Annotated in this window: 20 protein-coding genes; 8 read left to right on the top strand and 12 right to left on the bottom strand. The window is 70.5% G+C overall.

From position 1 onward, the window contains the following. The first annotated feature begins 149 nt into the window (after positions 1–149). From PSEJ35_RS0101785 to truD, 8 genes are all read left to right on the top strand, one after another. On the top strand, positions 150–419 hold the full coding sequence (locus PSEJ35_RS0101785) for a hypothetical protein (protein WP_028916283.1): 270 nt from the start codon (positions 150–152) through the stop codon (positions 417–419). 129 nt (positions 420–548) lie between these two features. After that, positions 549–2,207 carry a CTP synthase gene (locus PSEJ35_RS0101780; RefSeq protein WP_028916282.1) on the top strand — a complete coding sequence of 553 codons (1,659 nt, stop codon included), beginning with the start codon at positions 549–551 and terminating at the stop codon, positions 2,205–2,207. Positions 2,208–2,327: 120 nt separating this feature from the next. Further along, complete coding sequence (kdsA, locus tag PSEJ35_RS0101775) at positions 2,328–3,161, top strand: 3-deoxy-8-phosphooctulonate synthase (RefSeq protein ID WP_028916281.1); 834 nt, start codon at positions 2,328–2,330, stop codon at positions 3,159–3,161. A gap of 721 nt (positions 3,162–3,882) precedes the next feature. Further along, positions 3,883–5,175: a phosphopyruvate hydratase gene (eno, locus tag PSEJ35_RS0101770; protein ID WP_028916280.1), complete on the top strand. Its 1,293-nt coding sequence runs from the start codon at positions 3,883–3,885 to the stop codon at positions 5,173–5,175. A 10-nt stretch (positions 5,176–5,185) separates the two neighbouring features. Further along, on the top strand, positions 5,186–5,515 hold the full coding sequence (ftsB, locus tag PSEJ35_RS0101765; RefSeq protein WP_028916279.1) for a cell division protein FtsB: 330 nt from the start codon (positions 5,186–5,188) through the stop codon (positions 5,513–5,515). Next, positions 5,512–6,204, top strand: coding sequence for a 2-C-methyl-D-erythritol 4-phosphate cytidylyltransferase (ispD, locus tag PSEJ35_RS0101760; RefSeq protein ID WP_028916278.1), 693 nt, complete (start codon positions 5,512–5,514; stop codon positions 6,202–6,204). The genes ftsB and ispD overlap by 4 nt, the downstream gene beginning before the upstream one ends. A gap of 343 nt (positions 6,205–6,547) precedes the next feature. After that, on the top strand, positions 6,548–7,042 hold the full coding sequence (gene ispF, locus PSEJ35_RS0101755) for a 2-C-methyl-D-erythritol 2,4-cyclodiphosphate synthase (protein ID WP_028916277.1): 495 nt from the start codon (positions 6,548–6,550) through the stop codon (positions 7,040–7,042). Further along, entirely contained in the window at positions 7,039–8,079 is a 1,041-nt protein-coding gene (gene truD, locus PSEJ35_RS0101750) for a tRNA pseudouridine(13) synthase TruD (RefSeq protein WP_037082017.1), read from the top strand. The genes ispF and truD overlap by 4 nt, the downstream gene beginning before the upstream one ends. A 411-nt stretch (positions 8,080–8,490) precedes the next feature. On the opposite strand, the gene bamA is transcribed toward truD, so the two are convergent. The 12 genes from bamA to PSEJ35_RS16530 all read right to left on the bottom strand — a co-directional run bounded on the left by bamA (position 8,491) and on the right by PSEJ35_RS16530 (position 20,536). Further along, positions 8,491–10,944 carry an outer membrane protein assembly factor BamA gene (gene bamA, locus PSEJ35_RS0101745; RefSeq protein WP_028916275.1) on the bottom strand — a complete coding sequence of 818 codons (2,454 nt, stop codon included), beginning with the start codon at positions 10,942–10,944 and terminating at the stop codon, positions 8,491–8,493. A gap of 60 nt (positions 10,945–11,004) precedes the next feature. Then, the gene (gene rseP / locus PSEJ35_RS0101740; RefSeq protein WP_028916274.1) at positions 11,005–12,363 is read right to left on the bottom strand and encodes an RIP metalloprotease RseP; all 1,359 of its coding nucleotides are present in this window, start codon (positions 12,361–12,363) and stop codon (positions 11,005–11,007) included. Between the two features lie 27 nt (positions 12,364–12,390). Then, the gene (locus PSEJ35_RS0101735) at positions 12,391–13,578 is read right to left on the bottom strand and encodes a 1-deoxy-D-xylulose-5-phosphate reductoisomerase (RefSeq protein WP_028916273.1); all 1,188 of its coding nucleotides are present in this window, start codon (positions 13,576–13,578) and stop codon (positions 12,391–12,393) included. 17 nt (positions 13,579–13,595) lie between these two features. Next, a complete protein-coding gene (locus PSEJ35_RS0101730) occupies positions 13,596–14,465 on the bottom strand; it encodes a phosphatidate cytidylyltransferase (RefSeq protein WP_028916272.1) in 870 nt (289 codons plus the stop codon). Further along, positions 14,462–15,214 (bottom strand): polyprenyl diphosphate synthase, encoded by a 753-nt coding sequence (uppS, locus tag PSEJ35_RS0101725; protein WP_028916271.1) that lies wholly within the window; start codon positions 15,212–15,214, stop codon positions 14,462–14,464. Before uppS ends, PSEJ35_RS0101730 begins: the two co-directional genes overlap by 4 nt. Positions 15,215–15,230: 16 nt before the next feature. After that, a complete protein-coding gene (frr, locus tag PSEJ35_RS0101720) occupies positions 15,231–15,788 on the bottom strand; it encodes a ribosome recycling factor (protein ID WP_028916270.1) in 558 nt (185 codons plus the stop codon). An 86-nt stretch (positions 15,789–15,874) separates the two neighbouring features. Then, positions 15,875–16,597 (bottom strand): UMP kinase, encoded by a 723-nt coding sequence (gene pyrH, locus PSEJ35_RS0101715; protein WP_028916269.1) that lies wholly within the window; start codon positions 16,595–16,597, stop codon positions 15,875–15,877. A gap of 247 nt (positions 16,598–16,844) precedes the next feature. Beyond that, entirely contained in the window at positions 16,845–17,723 is an 879-nt protein-coding gene (tsf, locus tag PSEJ35_RS0101710; protein ID WP_024869749.1) for a translation elongation factor Ts, read from the bottom strand. Between the two features lie 162 nt (positions 17,724–17,885). Beyond that, positions 17,886–18,701, bottom strand: coding sequence for a 30S ribosomal protein S2 (rpsB, locus tag PSEJ35_RS0101705; RefSeq protein ID WP_028916268.1), 816 nt, complete (start codon positions 18,699–18,701; stop codon positions 17,886–17,888). 341 nt (positions 18,702–19,042) lie between these two features. Further along, positions 19,043–19,414, bottom strand: a complete 372-nt coding sequence (locus PSEJ35_RS17385; RefSeq protein ID WP_051412414.1) for a spore coat U domain-containing protein — start codon at positions 19,412–19,414, stop codon at positions 19,043–19,045. Positions 19,415–19,649: 235 nt separating this feature from the next. Continuing rightward, positions 19,650–20,060, bottom strand: coding sequence for a spore coat protein U domain-containing protein (locus tag PSEJ35_RS15115; RefSeq protein WP_028916267.1), 411 nt, complete (start codon positions 20,058–20,060; stop codon positions 19,650–19,652). Beyond that, positions 20,051–20,536 carry a FimD/PapC C-terminal domain-containing protein gene (locus PSEJ35_RS16530; RefSeq protein ID WP_028916266.1) on the bottom strand — a complete coding sequence of 162 codons (486 nt, stop codon included), beginning with the start codon at positions 20,534–20,536 and terminating at the stop codon, positions 20,051–20,053. Before PSEJ35_RS16530 ends, PSEJ35_RS15115 begins: the two co-directional genes overlap by 10 nt. Between the last annotated feature and the right edge of the window lie 137 nt (positions 20,537–20,673).

Raw genomic sequence — 20,673 nt, 5'->3', positions numbered from 1 at the left:
TTCAGGAGTGCGCAGGCCGCCACGGCGTATAAGGGCGCCAGGTTCGCGGGAAGCGGCCGGTACGGGCGCAAGCCTTGTTGCCGGGGCGTCCGCGGCCTGCAACCCGAAGGCGGGCACGAGGGGAGGCCCGCCGCGACAGGAGGTAAAGCATGAACCGACGTCTGTTCTGGAGTGCCGTTGCGGCCGTGGTGGCCGTAGCCGCGAGCGCCCCGCTGTGGGCGCAGGACCGGGGCAGGGCCGGCCAGTCCGGCGAGAAGGCCGCGCTGGCCGAGCACCAGGCCCAGGAGCAGCGCGAACAGGCCGCCGCGGCCGAGCGCGCCAAGCGCCGCGAGGCGGCCCGCAGCGGCAACGACCCGCGCGGCAAGGCCGACGCGCCGCGCAAGGAAGAGGAAGAAGAGGCCAAGCGCCCCCCGCGCTGAGGCCGGTTTGAACCCGCCCGCCGCCTTGCGCGGCGGGCTCCGGCCGGGCGCGGAACGCTGCATCCGCCCGTTCCCGGCTTGGGCCGCGGAAGCCGAGCCGGTAGACTATGGCTTTCCGGAGCCCCGCCAATGACTCCCCTAATTTTCGTTACCGGCGGCGTCGTGTCCTCGCTTGGCAAGGGCATCGCGGCCGCCTCGCTCGCGTCCATCCTCGAGACCCGTGGCCTGAAGGTCACGATGATGAAGCTGGACCCCTACATCAACGTGGACCCGGGCACGATGAGCCCGTTCCAGCACGGTGAGGTCTACGTCACCGACGACGGTGCCGAGACCGACCTGGACCTGGGCCACTACGAGCGCTTCGTCCGCACCCGCCTCAGCCGCAAGAACTCGATCACCACCGGCCGCATCTACGAGGCCGTGATCCGCAAGGAGCGCCGCGGCGACTACCTGGGCGCGACCGTGCAGGTGATCCCGCACATCACCGACGAGATCAAGCGCTGCATCGACGAGGCCACCGAGGGCTACGACGTGGCCCTGGTCGAGATCGGCGGCACGGTCGGCGACATCGAGTCGCTGCCGTTCCTGGAGGCGATCCGCCAGATCCGCGCCGAACGCGGCCCGGACAAGGCGCTGTTCATGCACCTGACCCTGGTGCCGTACATCGCCGCGGCCGGCGAGCTGAAGACCAAGCCGACCCAGCACTCGGTCAAGGAGCTGCGTTCGATCGGCATCCAGCCGGACGTGCTGCTGTGCCGCTCCGAGCAGCCGCTGCCGGACGGCGAGCGCCGCAAGATCGCCCTGTTCACCAACGTCCCCGAACGCGCGGTCATCTCCGTGCAGGACGTCGACGTGCTGTACAAGCTGCCGCTGGAGCTGCACGCCCAGGGTCTGGACGCGCTGGTCGCCGACCGGCTGCGCCTGCAGCCGCCGCGCCCGGCCGACCTGTCGGAGTGGGAAGCGGCGGTCGACGCGACCGTGCATCCGGTCGACGAGGTCACCATTGCCGTGGTCGGCAAGTACGTGGATCACAAGGACGCGTACAAGTCGGTCGGCGAGGCGCTCAAGCACGGCGGCCTGCGCCAGCGCACCCGGGTCAACCTGAAGTGGCTGGAGTCGCAGGACATCGAGTCCGGCACCGCCGGGCTGGAAGGCGTCGACGGCATCCTCGTGCCCGGCGGCTTCGGCGACCGCGGCTTCGAGGGCAAGGTGCTCACCTCCCGGTACGCCCGCGAGCACGGCATCCCGTACTTCGGCATCTGCTACGGCATGCAGGCGGCGGTGGTCGACTACGCGCGCAACGTCGCCGGCCTGGAAGGCGCCAACAGCACCGAGAACGACAAGCAGTGCCCGCATCCGGTGATCGGCCTGATCACCGAGTGGCGCACCAGCACCGGCGAGGTCGAGAAGCGCGACGAGAAATCCGACCTGGGCGGCACCATGCGCCTGGGCCTGCAGGAGCAGCGGCTCAAGCCCGGCACCCTGGCCCGCGAGCTCTACGGCAAGGACATCGTGGCCGAGCGCCATCGCCACCGCTACGAGTTCAACAACCGCTACCGCACCCAGCTGGAGGACGCCGGCCTGGTCATTTCGGCCAAGTCGCTGGACGACACCCTGGTGGAGATGATCGAGCTGCCGCGCAACGTGCACCCGTGGTTCCTGGCCTGCCAGGCGCACCCGGAGTTCCTGTCCACGCCGCGCGAGGGCCATCCGCTGTTCGTCGGCTTCATCCGCGCCGCGCGCGAGAAGAAGGCCGGCGGCAAGCTGCTGAAGGAAGCCCGGGCCTGAGGCCCGGCGACGCCGGGTTGGCGCGCTCTTCGCGCCGCCTGGGGTGCACTGTCACGTCCGGCCGCCGTCGGGCCGCGTCCCGCGTCGACGCCCGCCGCGGCCACCTGGAGGAATGAAGCGATGAAACTGTGCGGATTCGAGGTCGGCCTGGACCAGCCGTTGTTCCTGATCGCCGGTCCCTGCGTGATCGAGTCGATGCAGCTGCAGCTGGACGTGGCCGGGCAGCTGAAGGAAATCACCGGCAAGCTGGGCATCAACTTCATCTTCAAGTCGAGCTTCGACAAGGCCAACCGCACTTCCGGCACCAGCTTCCGCGGTCCGGGCATGGAGGAGGGCCTGAAGGTCCTGGCCGAGGTGAAGAAGCAGGTCGGCGTGCCGGTGCTCACCGACGTCCACGAGTACACGCCGATGAACGAGGTGGCGGCGGTGGTCGACGTGCTGCAGACGCCGGCGTTCCTGGTCCGGCAGACGGATTTCATCAGGAACGTGTGCTCGGCCGGCAAGCCGGTGAACATCAAGAAGGGCCAGTTCCTCTCGCCGTGGGACATGAAGCCGGTGGTGGACAAGGCCAGGTCGACCGGCAACGAACAGATCCTGGTCTGCGAGCGCGGGGCCAGCTTCGGTTACAACAACCTGGTCAGCGACATGCGCTCGCTGGCGGTGATGCGCGAGACCGGCTGCCCGGTGGTGTTCGACGCGACGCATTCGGTGCAGCTGCCGGGCGGGCAGGGCAGCAGTTCCGGCGGCCAGCGCGAGTTCGTGCCGGTGCTGGCCCGGGCGGCGGTGGCGGTGGGCGTGTCCGGCCTGTTCGCCGAGACCCACCCGGATCCGTCCAAGGCCCTGTCCGACGGCCCCAACGCCTGGCCGCTGGGCCGCATGGCCGAGCTTCTGGAAACGCTGCTGGAGCTGGACGCGGTCACCAAGAAACACGGGTTCGCGGAAGCGAGCCTGTAAGGCGATCCTTGCAGTCGCGCTGCGCGGCGCTTGGGCTCCCTCGGGGTCCAGTGTGGTGGCGCAGGGCGACAGCAACAGCAACAGCAACAGCGTGGGGACGGCTGGCTTCGGACGGAGCCGCGGCAATGCGGGGGTATGCCGCATCGCGCGGTTCCGCCGTCCATGGCTCCAACGCGCGAACGCAGGCCATCCATGGCCTGCTTGCGGCATTCCCCCGCATTGCCGCGTATTCCGGCGCTTCCGGGTCGTGGCTTCGTTCGTTGAGGGCGGTGCTGATGCTTCCGTAGAGCGGGGCTTGCCCCGCTGCTTTTCGCCGGCGCTGGGACATCGGGCGTGGGAGTCGGGCAAGCCCGACGCTACCGGGTGCGGCAGCCCGGTCGCTGCTGCGGTCGTCGGGATGGCGCGCTTTCGCGACGTCGTAGACCTCCTGGGGCGGCGGCCCGTCCGAAGCCGGCCACGCCCACGTCGTTGCCCTGGCCTCGCCGTTGCCTGGCCCGGCTTTCGCCCTTTGCCTGTGCCTTGCCCTCTGTCCAGGTCTCGCCGGGCCCCGCTCGGCTGGCAGGAGGGCGGCCGGCTTCGTCCCGTCGCTCGCAGGTCCGGCGGGGGCAATGCTTTCCGCGGCAACCGGCAAGTGCCCGGAAACAGTGGGAAATGGCGCCAGAAGCGGCCGCGCTCGGCTAAACTTCGCCACGACTCCACCCACTGGACGCATGCCCGACCCATGACCAGCATCGCCAAGATCCACGCCCGCGAGATCCTCGACAGCCGCGCCAATCCCACCCTCGAGGCCGAGGTCACCCTGGCCGACGGTTCCTTCGGCCGCGCGGCGGTGCCGTCCGGCGCCTCCACCGGCACCAAGGAGGCCGTGGAGCTGCGCGATGGCGACAAGACCCGCTACCTGGGCAAGGGCGTGAAGAACGCGGTGGCCAACGTCAACGGCGCCATCGCCGAGGCCCTGGCCGGCTTCGACGCCGCCGACCAGCAGGGCCTGGACCGCCGCCTGATCGACCTGGATGGCACCGAGAACAAGGGGCGCCTGGGCGCCAACGCGCTGCTGGGCGTGTCGATGGCTGCGGCGCACGCGGTGGCCGCGTCGAAGAAGCAGCCGCTGTGGCAGTACCTGTCGGGCCTGACCGATTCGGACGTGTCGCTGCCGGTGCCGATGATGAACATCATCAACGGCGGTGCGCACGCGGACAACAACGTCGACTTCCAGGAATTCATGATCCTGCCGGTCGGCGCTTCGTCGTTCTCCGAGGCGCTGCGCGCCGGCGCCGAGATCTTCCACTCGCTGAAGGCGGTGCTGAAGGGCCACGGCCTGAGCACGGCGGTCGGCGACGAGGGTGGCTTCGCCCCGGACTTCCGCAGCAATGTGGAAGCGCTGGACACCATCCTCGAGGCGATCGGCAAGGCCGGCTACAAGGCCGGCGAGGACGTGCTGCTGGGCCTGGACGTGGCCTCGAGCGAGTTCTTCGACAACGGCAAGTACCACCTGGTGGGCGAGAACAAGCGCCTGTCGTCGGAGCAGTTCGTCGACTTCCTGGCGGACTGGGTCGCGCAGTACCCGATCATCACCATCGAGGACGGCCTGGCCGAGGACGACTGGGCCGGCTGGAAGCTGCTGACCGACCGCATCGGCAACAAGGTGCAGCTGGTCGGCGACGACCTGTTCGTGACCAACCCGAAGATCCTCAAGCAGGGCATCGATTCGGGCACCGCCAACGCGATCCTGATCAAGGTCAACCAGATCGGCACCCTGACCGAGACCCTGGAAGCCATCGCCATGGCGCACAAGGCCCGCTACGCGGCGATCGTGTCGCACCGTTCGGGCGAGACCGAGGACACCACGATCTCGGACATCGCCGTGGCGACCACCGCGACCCAGATCAAGACCGGCTCGCTGTGCCGCAGCGACCGCGTGGCGAAGTACAACCAGCTGCTGCGCATCGAGGAGGCGCTGGGCGCCTCGGCCCGCTACGCCGGCCGCGACGCGTTCGTCTCGCTGAAGCGCTGACGGAACGCCGGTGCGCGCGATGCGCTGGGTGTTGCTCGGCCTGGTGCTGCTGCTGGGATGGCTGCAGTACCGGCTGTGGTTCGGGATCGGCAGCGCCGGCGAGGTCGCGGCGCTGCAGGCCCAGGTCGAGCACCAGCGCCGTGAGAACAGCGGCCTGAGGGAACGCAACGCCGCGCTGGCGGCGGAAGTGCGCGACCTGAAGGAAGGCGTGGCTGCTGCCGAGGAACGCGCGCGCAGCGAGCTGGGCATGATCCGCCCGGGCGAGGTGTTCTACCGGGTGGTGGAGGAGCCGGGGCAGCGACCTGCTCCGCCTCCCCGCGGCGAGGAGACCCAGGACTGATGGCCTCGATCTGGGCGGTGGTGCCCGCCGCCGGCCGCGGCACGCGCTTCGGCGGCGGGATTCCCAAGCAGTACCTGGACGTGGCCGGGCGGCCGCTGCTGGCGCACACGCTCGAGGCGCTGCTGTCGCATGCGGCGGTGGCCGGCGTGGTCGTGGCGGTGGGCGAGGGCGACGAATGGTGGCCGGGCTGGAGCGAGTTCGCCGGCAAGCCGGTGCTGACCTGCACCGGCGGCGACAGCCGCGCCGCGTCCGTGCTGGCTGCGCTGGAAACGCTGCCGGAGTCGGTGCGGGCGGATGACTTCGTGCTGGTCCACGATGCGGCGCGTCCGAACCTGGCCCAGGCCGACCTGGACCGCCTGCTCGAAAGCGGCCGTGCCGATCCGGTGGGCGCGATCCTCGCCGCGCCGGTGCGCGATACCCTCAAGCGTGCCGGCGACGACGGCGGCATCGACGGCACCGAGCCGCGCGAGCGCCTGTGGCGCGCGTTGACCCCGCAGCTGTTCCGCCGCCTCCAGCTGACCCGTGCCCTGCAGGTCGCCGCCGCGGCCGGTATCGAGGTCACCGACGAGGCCATGGCGCTGGAGCGCCAGGGCCTGCGCCCGCTGCTGGTGGAAGGGCGCGAGGACAACTTCAAGATCACCACACCGGCCGACCTGGCCCGCTTCGAGTTCGAGCTGGCGCGGCGCTGATTTCCGCTCCCTGCGGGACAAGGGGCAGGGGGCGTAGAGCGGGGCTTGCCCCGCTGCTCCTCACGCGCCCCGGCACATCCGGCGTGGGAGTCGGGCAAGCCCGACTCTACGGGCAGATCCCCGCTCCCTGCGGGGAAAGGTGGCAAGGGGGCTGGGTTTCGTAGAGCGGGGCTTGCCCCGTTGCTGCTCATGCGCCCCGGCACATCCGGCGTCGGAGTCGGGCAAGCCCGACTCTACGGGAAGAGCCTCTCGCTTCGTGGGAGAGGGGGCAGCGGTACGGCATGCGAGGCACAATAGCGGCCGACGTGCCGGGCTGTTCCGGCAACACCGGAAAACCTGCGACATGGCAACCGAACTTCCTCCCTTCCGCATCGGCCAGGGCTACGACGTGCACGTCTTCGGCGACGGCGACCACGTCATGCTTGGCGGCGTCCGCGTGCCGCACGAACGCGGCGTGGTCGCGCACAGCGACGGCGACGTGGCCCTGCACGCGCTGTGCGACGCGATCCTCGGCGCGCTGGCGCTGGGCGACATCGGCGTGCACTTCCCGCCCAGCGACGAGCGCTGGCGCGGGGCCGACAGTCTCGGCCTGTTGTGCCACTGCGTGGCCCTGGTGGCCGAGCGCGGCTGGAAGCTGGGCAACGCCGACATCACCATCGTCTGCGAGCGGCCGAAGGTCGGCCCGCATGCGCCGCTGATGCGCGAGCGCATCGCCGGGGCCTGCGGCGTCGATGTGGATGCGATCAGCGTCAAGGCCACCACCAGCGAGAAGCTGGGCTTCACCGGGCGCGGCGAGGGTATCGCCGCGCAGGCGGTGGCCCTGCTGGTGCGGGCGTGAGCGCCGGCGATCCGGCCGCGGGGGCGTTCGGGCCGGCGGTGCTGGCGGCCCGCATCCGGGTAAGCGCGGAGGATTTCCGGGTCGAGGAGCTGGACGGCTTCGAGGCCAGCGGCGACGGCGAGCACCTGCTGCTGACCATCGAGAAGCGCGGCATGAACACCGGCTACGTGGCCGGCGAGCTCGCGCGCTGGGCTGGCGTGCCCGAGGTGGCGGTCGGCTATGCCGGCCTGAAGGACCGCCACGCAGTCACCGTGCAGCGCTTCAGCGTGCAGCTGCCGGGACGGGAGGCGCCGGACCTGGCCCTGCTGGAGCGCGACGGGCTGCGCGTGCTGGCCCATGTCCGCCACCGCCGCAAGCTGCCGCGCGGGGCGCTGGCAGGTAACCGCTTCGTGCTCGTGTTGCGCGAAGTGGAAGGCGAACACGTGGCGATCGAGGCGCGCCTGCAGGAGATCGCGCGGCGCGGCGTGCCAAACGCCTTTGGTGAGCAGCGCTTCGGCCATGGCGGCGGCAACGTCGGCAAGGCGCTGGCGATGTTCGCGGGCAAGCGGGTCGGGCGCGAGCAGCGGTCGATGCTGCTGTCGGCGGCGCGTTCGGCGCTGTTCAACCAGGTGCTGGCCGCGCGCGTGGCCGACGGCAGCTGGGACAGCGGCATGGAAGGCGAGGTCTGGGCGCTGCAGGGCAGCCGCAGCGTGTTCGGGCCGGAGCCGATGTCGGACGACATCGCGCGGCGCCTGGCGGCGTTCGACGTCCATCCCACCGGCCCGCTGTGGGGCCGCGGCGAACTGCGCACGCAGGGGGCGTGCCGTGCGCTGGAACTGGCGGCACTGGAGGACGTCGGCGCCCTGAAGCTGCGCGAGGGCCTGGAACGCGCCGGGCTGGAGCAGGAGCGGCGCGCGCTGCGCGTGCGCGCGGACGGCTTCGCCTGGGAGTGGCTGGACGACACCAGCCTGCGGCTGTCGTTCTCGCTGCCGCCGGGCAGCTACGCGACGGCGGTGCTGGCGCAGCTGGGCACCATCGAGGACGCCACCCACCCGTAGAGCGGGGCTTGCCCCGCTACCGTTGCGTCATGTCGCCCCGTCGGGCGTGGCTTGCCGCCCTGCGGTTGCGTCATGTCGCCCCCTTCGGGCATGGGTAGCCGCCCTGCCGATGCCTCATGTCGCCCCATCGGGCGTGGGTAGCCGGACAAGCCCGGCTCTACGGGACGTGGGGGCCGGGACTGGCTGTTGTGCTTCCTCTCCCGGAGGGAGGGGCATCGACGGCGTGCGGCGCTTCCGTAGAGCGGGGCTTGCCCCGCTGCTTTCTCACGCGCGCCGGGATATCCGGCGGGGGAGTCGGGCAAGCCCGACTCTACGAGGGCGGAGGTGGAGAGGGAGTTCCGCTCTCGGAAAAAGCGACGGCCCGGTGAGGGGCCGTCGCTGTCTTGCGGATGGACGTGCGCTGCCGCCGGGTCAGAAGCCGCCGCCGAAGGTGAACTGCAGGCGCTCGATCTCGTCGCCTTCCTTCTTGCGTAGCGGGAAGGCGTAGCTGATCGAGATCGGGCCGACCGGCGCGCGCCACAGCAGGGCCACGCCCGCCGAGGCGCGCAGCTCGCCGGCGTCGAAGTCGTCGATGCCGTTGTAGACGTTGCCGAAGTCGACGAACGCCGAGACGCGCGCGGCCTTGCTGTCGAACAGGCGCGGGAAGACCATTTCGACCTGGCCGACGGTCTTCAGCGAGCCGCCCAGCGGCTGGCCGCGGTAGCCGCCGATGACTTCCGAGCGCGGGCCCAGGGTGTTGTCGCGGAAGCCGCGCACCGAACGGGTACCGCCGGCGTAGAAGTTCTCGAAGAACGGCAGGCCGGAGGCGGTGACCGTCTTCTGGAAGTCCGACGAATCCGGCAGGCAGGGTTCGCTCGGCGCCGGGCCGGGCTGCCAGGTGTCCACCTTGCCGTCGCCGTCGGTGTCGATGTACGAGCCGGGCGTGTAGCAGATGTTGCGGGTGGTGTCGTTGCCGTAGCTGTCGCCGTAGCCGATGTCCAGGCCGGTGCGCAGCACGAACGAGGGGCTCAGCGGCCAGTACTTGGAGAACTCGTAGTTGATCTTGTAGTACTCGACCGTCGAGCCCGGCAGGGTCGTTTCCAGGCCCACGCGCTGGTACGTGCCGTTGGTCGGCATGAAGAAGTCGTTGCGGGTGTCGCGCGCCCAGCCCAGCTCGGTGCGCCAGGAGTGGAACGTGCGCTGGCCGATCGCGTCGACGTAGTCGATGATCGCCTGGGGGGTGTAGCCGCCGTAGGTCTGGATCTGGTTGCTGTCGATGCCGAACAGCAGCGAGACCGAGCTGTGCTCGGTGATCGGCAGGCCCAGCATGACCTGCGCGGCGGCGTTGGTGCTGTTGTACTGCGCGGTGTTGAAGTCCGAGTAGTCCAGCTCGCGCCACCACAGGTTGTAGCCGAGCGAGAGGCCTTCGTCGGTGAAGAACGGATTGACGTAGGAGAACGCGTAGCGCTGCAGGTAGTCGCTGCGCTGCGCTTCCACCGACACCCGGTTGCCGCCGCCGAGGAAGTTGCTCTGGCTCAGCTGGATGGAGGTGGTCATGCCGGCCAGCTGCGAGTAGCCCAGACCGAACACGAAGCTGCCGGAGTTGGTCTCCTTGACGTTGAAGACCACGTCGACCTGGTCGTTGCTGCCGGCCACCGCCGGGGTCTCGACCTCGACGGTCTCGAAGTAGCCCAGGCGCTGCAGGCGGATCTTCGAACGGTCGATCGCCGCCTGCGAGAACCAGGCGTTCTCGAACTGGCGCATCTCGCGGCGCAGGACCTCGTCGGAGGTGCGGGTGTTGCCCTTGAACACGATGCGGCGCACGTTGACGCGCGGGCCGGGGACGACCTGCATGTTGATCGCGACGGTGCGGTCTTCGCGATTGGTCGTCGGGATCGGGTTCACCCGGGCGAAGGCGTAGCCGATGTTCGCCAGGGTGGCGGTGATGCGGTCGGCCGAGGCCTCCAGCAGCACGCGCGAGAACACCTGGCCGGCCTGCGGGATCAGCAGGCGCTCGATGTCTTCCTGCGGCAGGATGGTGTCGCCGGTGACCTTGATCTCCGAGATCGTGTAGATCTCGCCCTCGGTCACCGAGGCGGTCAGGTACATGTCGCGCTTGTCGGGGCTGATCGACACCTGGGTGGAGTCGATGCTGAAGTCGATGTAGCCGCGGTCCAGGTACCAGGAGTTGAGCTTCTCCATGTCGCCGGAGAGCTTCTCGCGCGAGTACTGGTCGTCGCGGCGGTACCAGGACAGCCAGTTGCTCTCGCGCGACTCCCAGGTATCGAGGATTTCCTCGTTCTCGAAGGTCTCGGTGCCGATCAGGTTGACGTGGCGGATCTTGGCCGCCTTGCCTTCCTTGACGTCGATGGTGACGTCGACGCGGTTGCGGTCCAGCGGCGACACCGTCGGGGTGATCTGGACGTTGTACTTGCCGCGGTTGTTGTACTGGCGGGTCAGCTCCTGGACCACGCGGTCCAGTGCCAGGCGGTCGAAGGTCTCGCCTTCGGACAGGCCGATGTCCTGCAGGCCGCGCAGCAGGTCTTCGGTCTTGATGTCCTTGTTGCCCTGCAGGGTCAGCTTGTTGATCGCCGGGCGCTCGACCACGGTGACCACCAGGATGTCGCCCTGGCGGTCCACGCGCACGTCCTCGAAGAAGCCGGTGCGGTACAGGGCGCGGATGACCTCGCCGGCGCTCGACTGGGTCATGGTCTCGCCGCGTTCCACCGGGAGGTAGGTGAACACGGTGCCGGCGGCGATACGCTGCAGGCCGTCGATGCGGATGTCGCTCACGGTGAACGGCTCGACCGTCTGCGCCATCGCCGGCAGGGCCAGGGAGGAGGCTAGGGCGAGGGCGAGCAGGCGGCGCACGGGGTATCGCGTCATGTCACATCCGGTGGAAAACGGGGTATCGGGGCGGGAACCGCGGTTGGGGCCGACGGTCGGTCATCGCGGCATCAGGCCCAGTATGTCGTTGTAGAAGGCCAGTCCCATCAACCCGGCCAGCAGGGCCAGGCCTACGTACTGCCCCGCAGCCATCGCGCGTTCGCTCAAGGGGCTGCCTTTGACCAACTCGATAAGGTAATACAGCAGGTGACCGCCGTCCAAGATCGGGATCGGCAGCAGGTTGATGATGGCCAGGCTCAGCGACAGCAGGGCGAGGAAGTACAGGAACCAGTCGGCGCCGCGCTTGGCCGAGGCGTTGGCGGCGCGGGCGATGGTGACCGGGCCGGACAGGTTCTTCACCGAGGCCTCGCCGGTGACCATCCGCCGCATCATCCCCAGCGAATCGCTGGCCAGGCGGCCGGTCTCGCGCAGGGCCATGGGCAGCGCGGCGATGGGGCCGTAACGCTGGACCGCGTCGTAGGCCGGGGCCTCGGGGCGGGCCAGGGCGATACCCAGCTCCCAGCGCCCGGCGCGCTCCGGGTCGGTGGAGCGGCGCGGCGCCAGCTCCAGCGCCAGGCGCTCGCCGTCGCGCTCGACTTCGACCATGCCCACGCCGCCGCGCTCGCCCAGCGCCTGCACGGCCGGGGAGACCTGGTCGGCCGCGTCGATGCGGGTGCCGTCGATGGCCAGGATCAGGTCGCCCGGCAGCAGGACGCCTTGGGCGGCGCTGCCTTCGGCGATCGTCTCGACCCGGGCGGGGGCCTGCAGGAAGCGCCAGGTGAGGCCGGCCTGCTCCGGGATGCGGTGTTCGTCCAGCGCGGCCGGCAGCTGCGACAGGCGCAGGGTGCGCACCAGCTCCTGGCCGGCCGCGTCCTCGACGCGGACCTCGATGTCGCGGCGGTCCAGCGCCGGGGTGGCCAAGGCCATGGCCGCCTCGGTCCAGGTGGCGATCCGGCGCCCGTCCACCTCCAGCAGGCGGTCGCCGGGCTGGAAGCCGGCCTGGGCGGCGACGCCGGTGGCCTGGCCGACGACCGGCGCGTAATCCTGGCGGCCGACCATGAACATCACCCACAGCAGCGCCACGCACAGCAGCAGGTTGGCGGCCGGGCCGGCGGCGACGATGGCGATGCGGCTCCACACGCCCTGGCGGTTGAAGGCGTAGGCCTGGCGATGGACCGGGACGTCGGCCTCGCGCTCGTCGAGCATCTTCACGTAGCCGCCCAGCGGGATGGCCGAGATGGCGAACTCGGTGCCGGCGCGGTTGCGCCGCGACCACAGCGGGCGGCCGAAGCCGACCGAAAAGCGCAGCACGTCGACGCCGCAGCGGCGGGCCACCCAGTAGTGGCCGAACTCGTGGAAGGTGACCAGCAGGCCGAGGCTGACCACCAGCCACCAGACGGAGCCCAGGAAGTCACCCATGGGCGGGATCCTGCGGGTCGATGACGCTCATGCGGCGGTTCCGGAGTCGATGCGCTGGCGGGTGAGTCGGCGTGCCGCCGCATCGGCTTCCAGCAGGGCATCCAGCGAACCGGCCGGTGCCGCGGGCAGTGCGGCGAGGGCTTCCTCGACCAGCGCGGGTATGCCTAGGAAACCGATCCGGCCCTGAAGAAAGGCTGAAACCGCCTCCTCGTTGGCGGCGTTGAGCACGGCCGGGGCGGTGCCGCCGGCTTCCATGGCCTCGCCGGCCAGGCGCAGGCAGGGGAAGGCCTCCAGGTCCGGGGCCTCGAACGCCAGCTGGCCCTGCGCCAGCAGGTCCAGGCCGCCCACGCCCGACTCGATCCGTTCGGGCCAGCCCAGGCCCACGGCCAGGGCGGTGCGCATGTCCGGCAGGCCGAGCTGGGCCAGGGTCGAGCCGTCGACGTATTCGACCAGGGCGTGGACCAGGCTCTGCGGATGCACCAGCACCCCGATCCGGCTGGCCGGCAGGCCGAACAGGTGGTGGGCCTCGATCACCTCCAGGCCCTTGTTCATCAGCGTGGCCGAGTCGACCGAGATCTTCGGGCCCATCGACCACTTCGGATGGGCCACCGCCTGGGCCGGGGTGACATCGGCCAGCGCGGCGCGGTCGCGGCCGCGGAACGGGCCGCCGGAGGCGGTGAGCACGATCCGGCGCACCTCCTCGGCGCGGCACGCGCACAGGCACTGGAACACCGCGCTGTGCTCGCTGTCGATCGGCACGATGTCGGCGCCGGAGGCGCGCGCGGCGGCCATGACCAGTTCACCGGCCAGCACCAGCGATTCCTTGTTGGCCAGCAGCAGGCGCTTGCCGGCGCGGGCCGCGGCGAGGGTGGAGCCGAGGCCGGCGGCGCCGACGATGGCCGCCACCACGGTGTCGCAGGCCGGTCCGGCGACCAGCGCTTCCAGCGCCCCGTCGCCGGCGTGGGCCTGGGTGTGCAGGCCGGCCGCGGCCAGGCCCTCGCGCAGCTGCACGTAGCCGGCCGGGTCGCCGATCACCGCATGGTCGGGGCGGTGGGTCACGCACAGCGCCAGCAGCGCCTCGACCCGGCTGCCGGCGGCCAGCACGCTGGCGCGCATGCGCCGCGGGTGCCGGGCGATCACGTCCAGCGCCGAGATGCCGATCGAGCCGGTGGCGCCGAGCACGGCGACCTGGCGCATGTCCGCAGCGGCTTGCATGTCCGGTCCGTCCAGCCTCAGAAACCGAAGATTTCCTTGCCGATGGCGAACACCGGCAGGGCCGCCAGCACGCTGTCGACGCGGTCGAGCACGCCGCCGTGGCCCGGGATCAGGTCGCCTGAATCCTTCACCCCGGCCTGGCGCTTGAGCAGGCTCTCGACCAGGTCGCCGACGATGGAGGCGGCCACGGTGACCGCGGCCACCAGCGCCAGCGCCGGCAGCTGCGCCGTGGTGGCGCCGGCGAACCAGCCGAAGGCCAGGGCGACGAGGGTGCCGGCGACCACGCCGCCGAGGGCGCCTTCGACGGTCTTGTTGGGGCTGATGACCGGGGCCAGCTTGTGGCGGCCGAACCGGCGGCCGGCGAAGTAGGCGCCCGAATCGGCGACCCAGACCAGGGCCAGTGCGGTCAGCAGCCAGCGATGGCCGTTGGCGTCGCCGGCGGCGTCGGCGGCCAGGCCGGCGAAGCCGGCCGAGTGGACCAGGCACAGCGCGCACCAGGCCGGGATCACCGCCATGGTGCCGGCGGCAAGCTTGAACACCCGCTTCCAGGGCTGCTCGCCGGCGCTGAAGCCGGAGCGCCACAGCCAGGCCAGCGCCAGCACCCAGCCGCCCGCGCCGGCCAGGGTGGCCAGCTGGAACAGCACCGGCGAGAACTCGCCGTCGGTCCGCGAGGCCCAGACCAGCAGCACCATCAGCAGCAGGTTCAGGCCGACCAGCACCGTGCGCGGGAGGGTGTCGTCGACGCCGGCCAGCTTCAGCCATTCCCACAGGGCGGCGAGCATGACCAGCGCGGCCACCGCCGCCAGCCAGGGCGTGGGCAGCAGCAGGATGGCCGCGATCGCGGCCGGGGCCATCACCAGTGCGGCGAGGACGCGGGTGCGGGTCATGCGGTGGCCTTGGCGCCGACCTGGGCGCTGGTGAGGCCGAAGCGGCGTTCGCGCCCGGCGTAGTCGTCAAGGGCCTGCTGCAGCACGCCGGCGTCCACGTCCGGCCACAGGGTTTCGGTGAACCACAGTTCGGTGTAGGCCAGCTGCCAGAGCAGGAAGTTGCTGACCCGGTGGTCGCCGCCGGTGCGGATGAACAGGTCCGGCGGCGGCAGGTCGGCCAGTGCCATGCGCGCGCCGACCGCGGCCTCGTCGATGTCCTCCGGGCGCAACCGGCCGGCGGCCACGTCCTCGGCCAGGGCGCGCGCGGCGGTGGCGATGTCCTGGCGGCCCCCGTAGCTGGCGGCGATGGACAGCTGCAGGCGCGTGTTGTGCGCGGTCTGCCGCTCGGCGGCGGCCATCCGCTCGCGGATCGCGTCGGGGAACAGCGAGCGCTCGCCGATGAAGCGCACCCGCACACCGCGGCGGTCGAGCTCGTCGACCTCGCGTTCGAGCGCGTTGAGGAACAGCTTCATCAGCGCGCCGACTTCCTCCTGCGGCCGCCCCCAGTTCTCGCTGGAGAAGGCGAACAGGGTCAGCGCGCCGATGCCGCGTTCGAGGCAGAAGTCGATGGCCAGGTTGACCGCGCGCGCGCCGGCGCGATGGCCGATGGCGCGCGGACGGCGCCGGCGCTGGGCCCAGCGGCCGTTGCCGTCCATGATGATCGCCAGGTGGCGGGGGACGGACGCGGCGGTGGCGGGAGTGGCAGTCATGCGGAGTGCAGACCGCTCAGACCGCCATCAGTTCCTGTTCCTTGCCCTTGACCACCTCGTCGACGTCCTTGATCGCCTTGTCGGTGATCTTCTGGATGTCCTCCTCGGCGCGGCGGACCTCGTCCTCGGTGACCTGCTTTTCCTTCAGCAGGTCCTTGACCTGCTGGTTGGCGTCGCGGCGGATGTTGCGGATCGCGACCTTGGCGTCCTCGCCTTCGCCGTGCACGACCTTGGCCAGCTCGCGGCGGCGCTCCTCGGTGAGGGCGGGCAGGTTGAGGCGGATGGTGGTGCCGGCGGTGTTCGGGGTCAGGCCCAGGTCCGAACCCAGGATGGCCTTCTCGATCGGGCCGACCATCGACTTGTCCCAGGGGGTGATCACCAGCGAGCGGGCGTCGGACACCGAGACCGCGGCGACCTGCGACAGCGGGACTTCGCTGCCGTAGGCGCTGACCCGGATGGTGTCGACCAGACCGGTGGAAGCGCGCCCGGTGCGGATCTTGACCAGGTTGTGGCGCAGGGCTTCGATGCTCTTCGCCATGCGGGCCTGCGCGTCTTGTTTGATCTCGTTGATCATCGCCATGTTCCGTCGGAAAACCGAATCGGCGGATTATAGGCGATGACCGCCCCCGGCGCGCCCCGGGGAAGCCCGCGGCCGCCGGCTCAGCGGCGGGCGCGGACCAGGGTGCCGACCGCCTCGCCGCGCAGGATCCGCATCAGGTTGCCCGGCACGGAGATGTCGTAGATGCGCAGCGGGATGCCGTGGTCGCGGCACAGGGCGAACGCGGCGGTGTCCATCACCTGCAGGTCGCGGGCGATGACCTCGTCGTGGTCCAGCTCCTCGAAGCGCACCGCGTCGGCGTGCTTCTTCGGGTCGCGGTCGTAGACGCCGTCGACCTTGGTGGCCTTCAGCAGCAGGTCGGCGTTGATCTCGATCGCGCGCAGGGCGGCGGCCGAGTCGGTGGTGAAGAACGGGTTGCCGGTGCCGGCGGCGAAGATCGCGATGCGGCCCTTCTCGAGGTGGCGCACGGCGCGGCGGCGGATGTAGTCCTCGCACACGTCGTTGATCTTGATCGCGCTCATCACCCGGACCTTGCCGCCGAGCTTCTCCAGCGCGTCCTGCATGGCCAGTGCGTTGATCACGGTGGCCAGCATGCCCATCTGGTCGCCGGTCACCCGGTCCATGCCGGCGGCGGCCAGGCCGGCGCCACGGAAGATGTTGCCGCCGCCGATCACCAGGCCGATCTCGGCGCCGGCTTCGCGGACCTCCATGATCTCGCGGGCGATGCGGCCGATGACGACCGGGTCGATGCCGTAGTCCTCAGCCCCCATCAGCGCCTCCCCCGAAAGTTTCAGCAGGACACGGTGGTAGGCGAGCTCGGACATGGCGGTCTCGTGGTCAGTGGAGGGGGTGCGGGAATTCTAGCGGAAAACCCGCGCCTCCTGATGCGCGCATCGCGCATTCGGCGCCGTTTCCGGTTCGGCGGGCGTGATGGTGCGCGCAAGCGGCATGGGCGCGCGCTGCCTGGGCGGCCCCGGGGAAGCCGGGGGGGCGACTGCCGCCGCGTCCGGCCGGAAAAGAAAAAGCCGCGGCAGGCCGCGGCTTTTTCCCGGTTCCGGGCTGGAGCGTGGATCAGGCCAGGCCGGCCTGCTTCATCACTTCGGCGGCGAAGTCGTCTTCCTTCTTCTCGATGCCTTCGCCCACGGCCAGGCGGTCGAAGCGCAGGACTTCGGCGCCGGCGGCCTTCAGCGCCTGCTCGACGGTCTGGTTGGTGTCCAGCACGTACGGCTGGCCGTACAGGGTCACCTCGTTGACGATCTTGGCGATCTTGCCGGAGATGATCTTCTCCAGGATCTCGGCCGGCTTGGCCTTGTCCTTCTCCGACATCTTGGCCAGCTCGATCTCCTTTTCCTTGGCGATGAACTCGGCCGGGACGTCCGAAGCCTTGATGTGCGGCGGGTTCATCGCCGCCACGTGCATGGCGATGCCGCGGGCCAGCTCCTCGTTGCCGCCCTTGACCTCGACCAGCACGCCGATGCGGCCGCCGTGCACGTACGCGGCGACATTGTTGGCGCTGTCGATGGCGACCAGGCGACGGACCTGCACGTTCTCGCCGACCTTGGCGATGACGGCGGCGCGGGCTTCCTCGACGGTCTCGCCGGAGGCCAGCCTGGCGGCCTTCAGGGCCTCGACGTCGGCGGCGCCGGAGGCCAGGGCGGCCTGGGCGACGGCATCGGCGAAGGCCAGGAAGTTGGAGTCCTTGGCGACGAAGTCGGTTTCGGAGTTGATCTCGACCAGCACGGCCTTGCCGCCGTCCTGGGCGAAGGCGATGCGACCGTCGGCGGCCACGCGGCCAGCCTTCTTGTCGGCCTTGGCCAGGCCCGACTTGCGCAGCCACTCGGCCGCCGCGTCGATGTCGCCGTTGTTCTCGGTGAGCGCCTTCTTGCACTCCATCATGCCGGCGCCGGTGCGCTCGCGCAGTTCCTTGACCAGGGAAGCAGTGATTTCCACGGGAATGACCTCGTTATGGGATGTAGTGGGCCCCGCGCGCCGGCGGGGCAGGGGCGTGGCCGTCGCGCACGCATGCGCGGAACGGCCCGGCCCGGCCGCAGGCAGCCCGTAGGGCCGCCCGCGGGACAGTGGCGGCCGCGCATGGCGGCCGCCCGGCGTGGCTTACTCGGCGGCGGCCGACTCGCCTTCCTCGGCCTTGCCCTTGCGCGGACCCTTCTTGGCCGGGGCGCGGCGGTTGCCCTTGCCCTCGTCGGCTTCGACGAAGTCGCTCTCGGTCACGGTGGCGGCATGCGGGGCGGCAGCCTTGCCTTCCAGCACCGCGTCGGCGGCGGCGCGGGCGTACAGCTGGACGGCGCGGATGGCGTCGTCATTGCCCGGGATGGGGTAGTCGACCAGGTTCGGGTCGTAGTTGGTGTCGACCACGGCGACCACCGGGATGCCGAGCTTCTTGGCTTCCTTGATGGCGATGTCCTCGTGGCCGATGTCGATCACGAACAGGGCGTCCGGCAGGCGGTTCATGTCCTTGATGCCGCCCAGCGAGGCTTCCAGCTTCTCGCGCTCGCGGCGCAGGCCCAGCACTTCGTGCTTGACCAGCTTGTCGAAGGTGCCGTCGGTCTCGGCCGCTTCCAGCTCCTTCAGGCGGGCGACCGACTGCTTGACGGTGCGGAAGTTGGTCAGGGTGCCGCCCAGCCAGCGCTGGGTCATGTACGGCATGCCGCAACGCTCGGCCTCTTCCTTCATCGCCTCGCGCGCGCTGCGCTTGGTGCCCAGGAACAGGATGGTGCCGCGCTTCTGGGCGATGCCCGAGATGAAGTTCATCGCGTCCTGGAACAGCGGGACGGTCTTCTCGAGGTTGATGATGTGGATCTTGCCGCGGGCGCCGAAGATGTACGGGGCCATCTTCGGGTTCCAGTAACGGGTCTGGTGGCCGAAGTGCACGCCGGCTTCCAGCATCTGGCGCATGGTGATCTGGGGCATTGCTTGGTAACTCCTGGCAGTGGAACCGCTGCGTCGCCCGGCGGTGCGTCATGGGTATGACCGCGCGGGGGTGCGGCCCTGGCGGGTCGCACGACGGTTCCGGGGTTGGGCCTCCCTGGCGCTTCCGTGTCCGAACCCGCTTCCTGGGAGGCGGGCACCCCGGCACGGTAGGTGGCGACAGGTGTGTATTCGCCGGGCCGGACGGAGCCGGCACATCCCCGCCCGGCGTGGGCGGCCCGAGACCGGGCGGAGGGACAGCCGCGGGAGTATAGCCGTCCGGCGGCCCCCCGGCAAACGCGCCCTTGGGGCGGGCTGTGTTTCCGGGGCGCGGAGGCCGGACGTCAGTAGGTCAGGGTGACGGTGACCGTATCCGAATAGTTGCCGGGCACCGCCTCCGGCTGGGCGGGCAGCAGGCCGTAGACGGTGACGGTGACGGTGCTTCCATTGGCCGCGGTGGTGTGGGTGTAGCTGTTGGCGACAGCGTTGCCCCATTGCTGGATGCGGCCCGGATCGCGGTACAGGTTGTAGCGCACGTAGCCCCCGCTGCCGGCCATGCGCCGCGAGCCGCCGCCGTGGTTCAGGCCGTCGTCCAGTCCCAGCCGCCACGAGGTCTGTGGCGGGCAGCTGACCGCGATCGTGGAGGTGGCGGCGATGGCGGTGCCGGGCGGGGGTGTCTGGCCGAAGTCCAGGTCGGCGGCGGTAACCCGGGCCACGCAGCTGTTGTCGTAGTCGCCAGGACGCCGGAGGAATTGAACGAGGTCTCGCCGCCGCCCAGGCCGCCGCTGCTGCAGTCCGGATTGGCGGTGAACGGCTGGTTGTCGTAGCGCCAGCGCAGGACGCCGCTGGTGCCCTGCTCCTGGTAGCTGCCGGCCGCCGCGCTCGTCTGTCCGGGATAGACCAGCCCGTAGATGGGCGCGTTGGCGGAGATCTGTTTGTTGCTCGCCACCGTCATCGGAACCGGTAGGGCGGCAGGGTGCCGGGCGGGCCGAGCGTGCTGGTATGCGAGCTGTCGGAGAACAGGTCGCACGACAGGTAGGTCTGCTTGCTGTAGTTGATCATCCGCCGCGTCGGCTGGCCGTTGCTGAACTGGCCCGGCCCCACGTAGAGGCACAACTCGAAATAAAGCACCGGCGCCGAGGTGTAGTTCTGGCAGACGTAGGTGATCGAAGAGGTGCCGCTCTTGCCGTTCGCGTTGACGCTTCCGAAGTCCAGGCCGAACGAGCCGGATATGTGGCAGGTCTGCGCCAGTGCGGCCAGCGGCATGCAGGCCAGCATCGCGGCGACCAGCCATGCGGACAGGCGCCGTGCCAGGCGCGGCCGGTCGGCCCCGCGGAGGGATGGATGATCGGTCAGTGGCACTGCAGTTCTCCCAGGTCGATCCAGCCACGCTCGGGCAGCGTGGCGGGCAACGGAATGGAACGGGCCCCCGTGACGGCCAGCAGGCGGCTTCCGGCGGGTGGATCCTCCAGGTAGACCAGCCCGTCATGGCCGACGATGGCCACGACGCTGCCGTCCTCCGCACGCAGCTGCGTGCCCGGCGCCAGCCACTGGCCCCGCGCGTCGCGCACGGCGAACTGAACCGCCACCACGGCCCGCATGGGGAAGCGCGCCAGCATGCCGCTGGCCGTCGCCGGGGCGGCGGTGAACCGGGTGCAGCCGACACTGATGTCCGCCGGCAGCAGCAGCGGGTCGATCGACAGGTCGTTCTTCTGCCAGGCGTTGAGCGGCGTCACCAGCAGCAGGCCGTGTTCGTCGGTGGTGCCGACGAGGCGGTTCTCGAGCTTCACCGGCACGTCCGGGATGCCGTCGGTGGAGAACGACGGCGAATGCGTCATGGGTCTGGCGCATCGGAAACAGGCGGCCCTGCATCAGCAGGACGCCGCCGGAGGCGTTGGCGTAGATGAGGGTGTTGCCGGTCCAGCGCTGTGCGCCCACGCGCCACTGGCCGTGGCGCGCGAGCCGGCTCAGCTCG

Origin of the sequence: Pseudoxanthomonas sp. J35, assembly GCF_000513995.1 — a bacterium.
Taxonomy (GTDB): Bacteria; Pseudomonadota; Gammaproteobacteria; order Xanthomonadales; family Xanthomonadaceae; genus Pseudoxanthomonas.
Note: the sequence above shows the minus strand (reverse complement) of the source record. Positions and strands in the feature narration are given on the sequence as shown.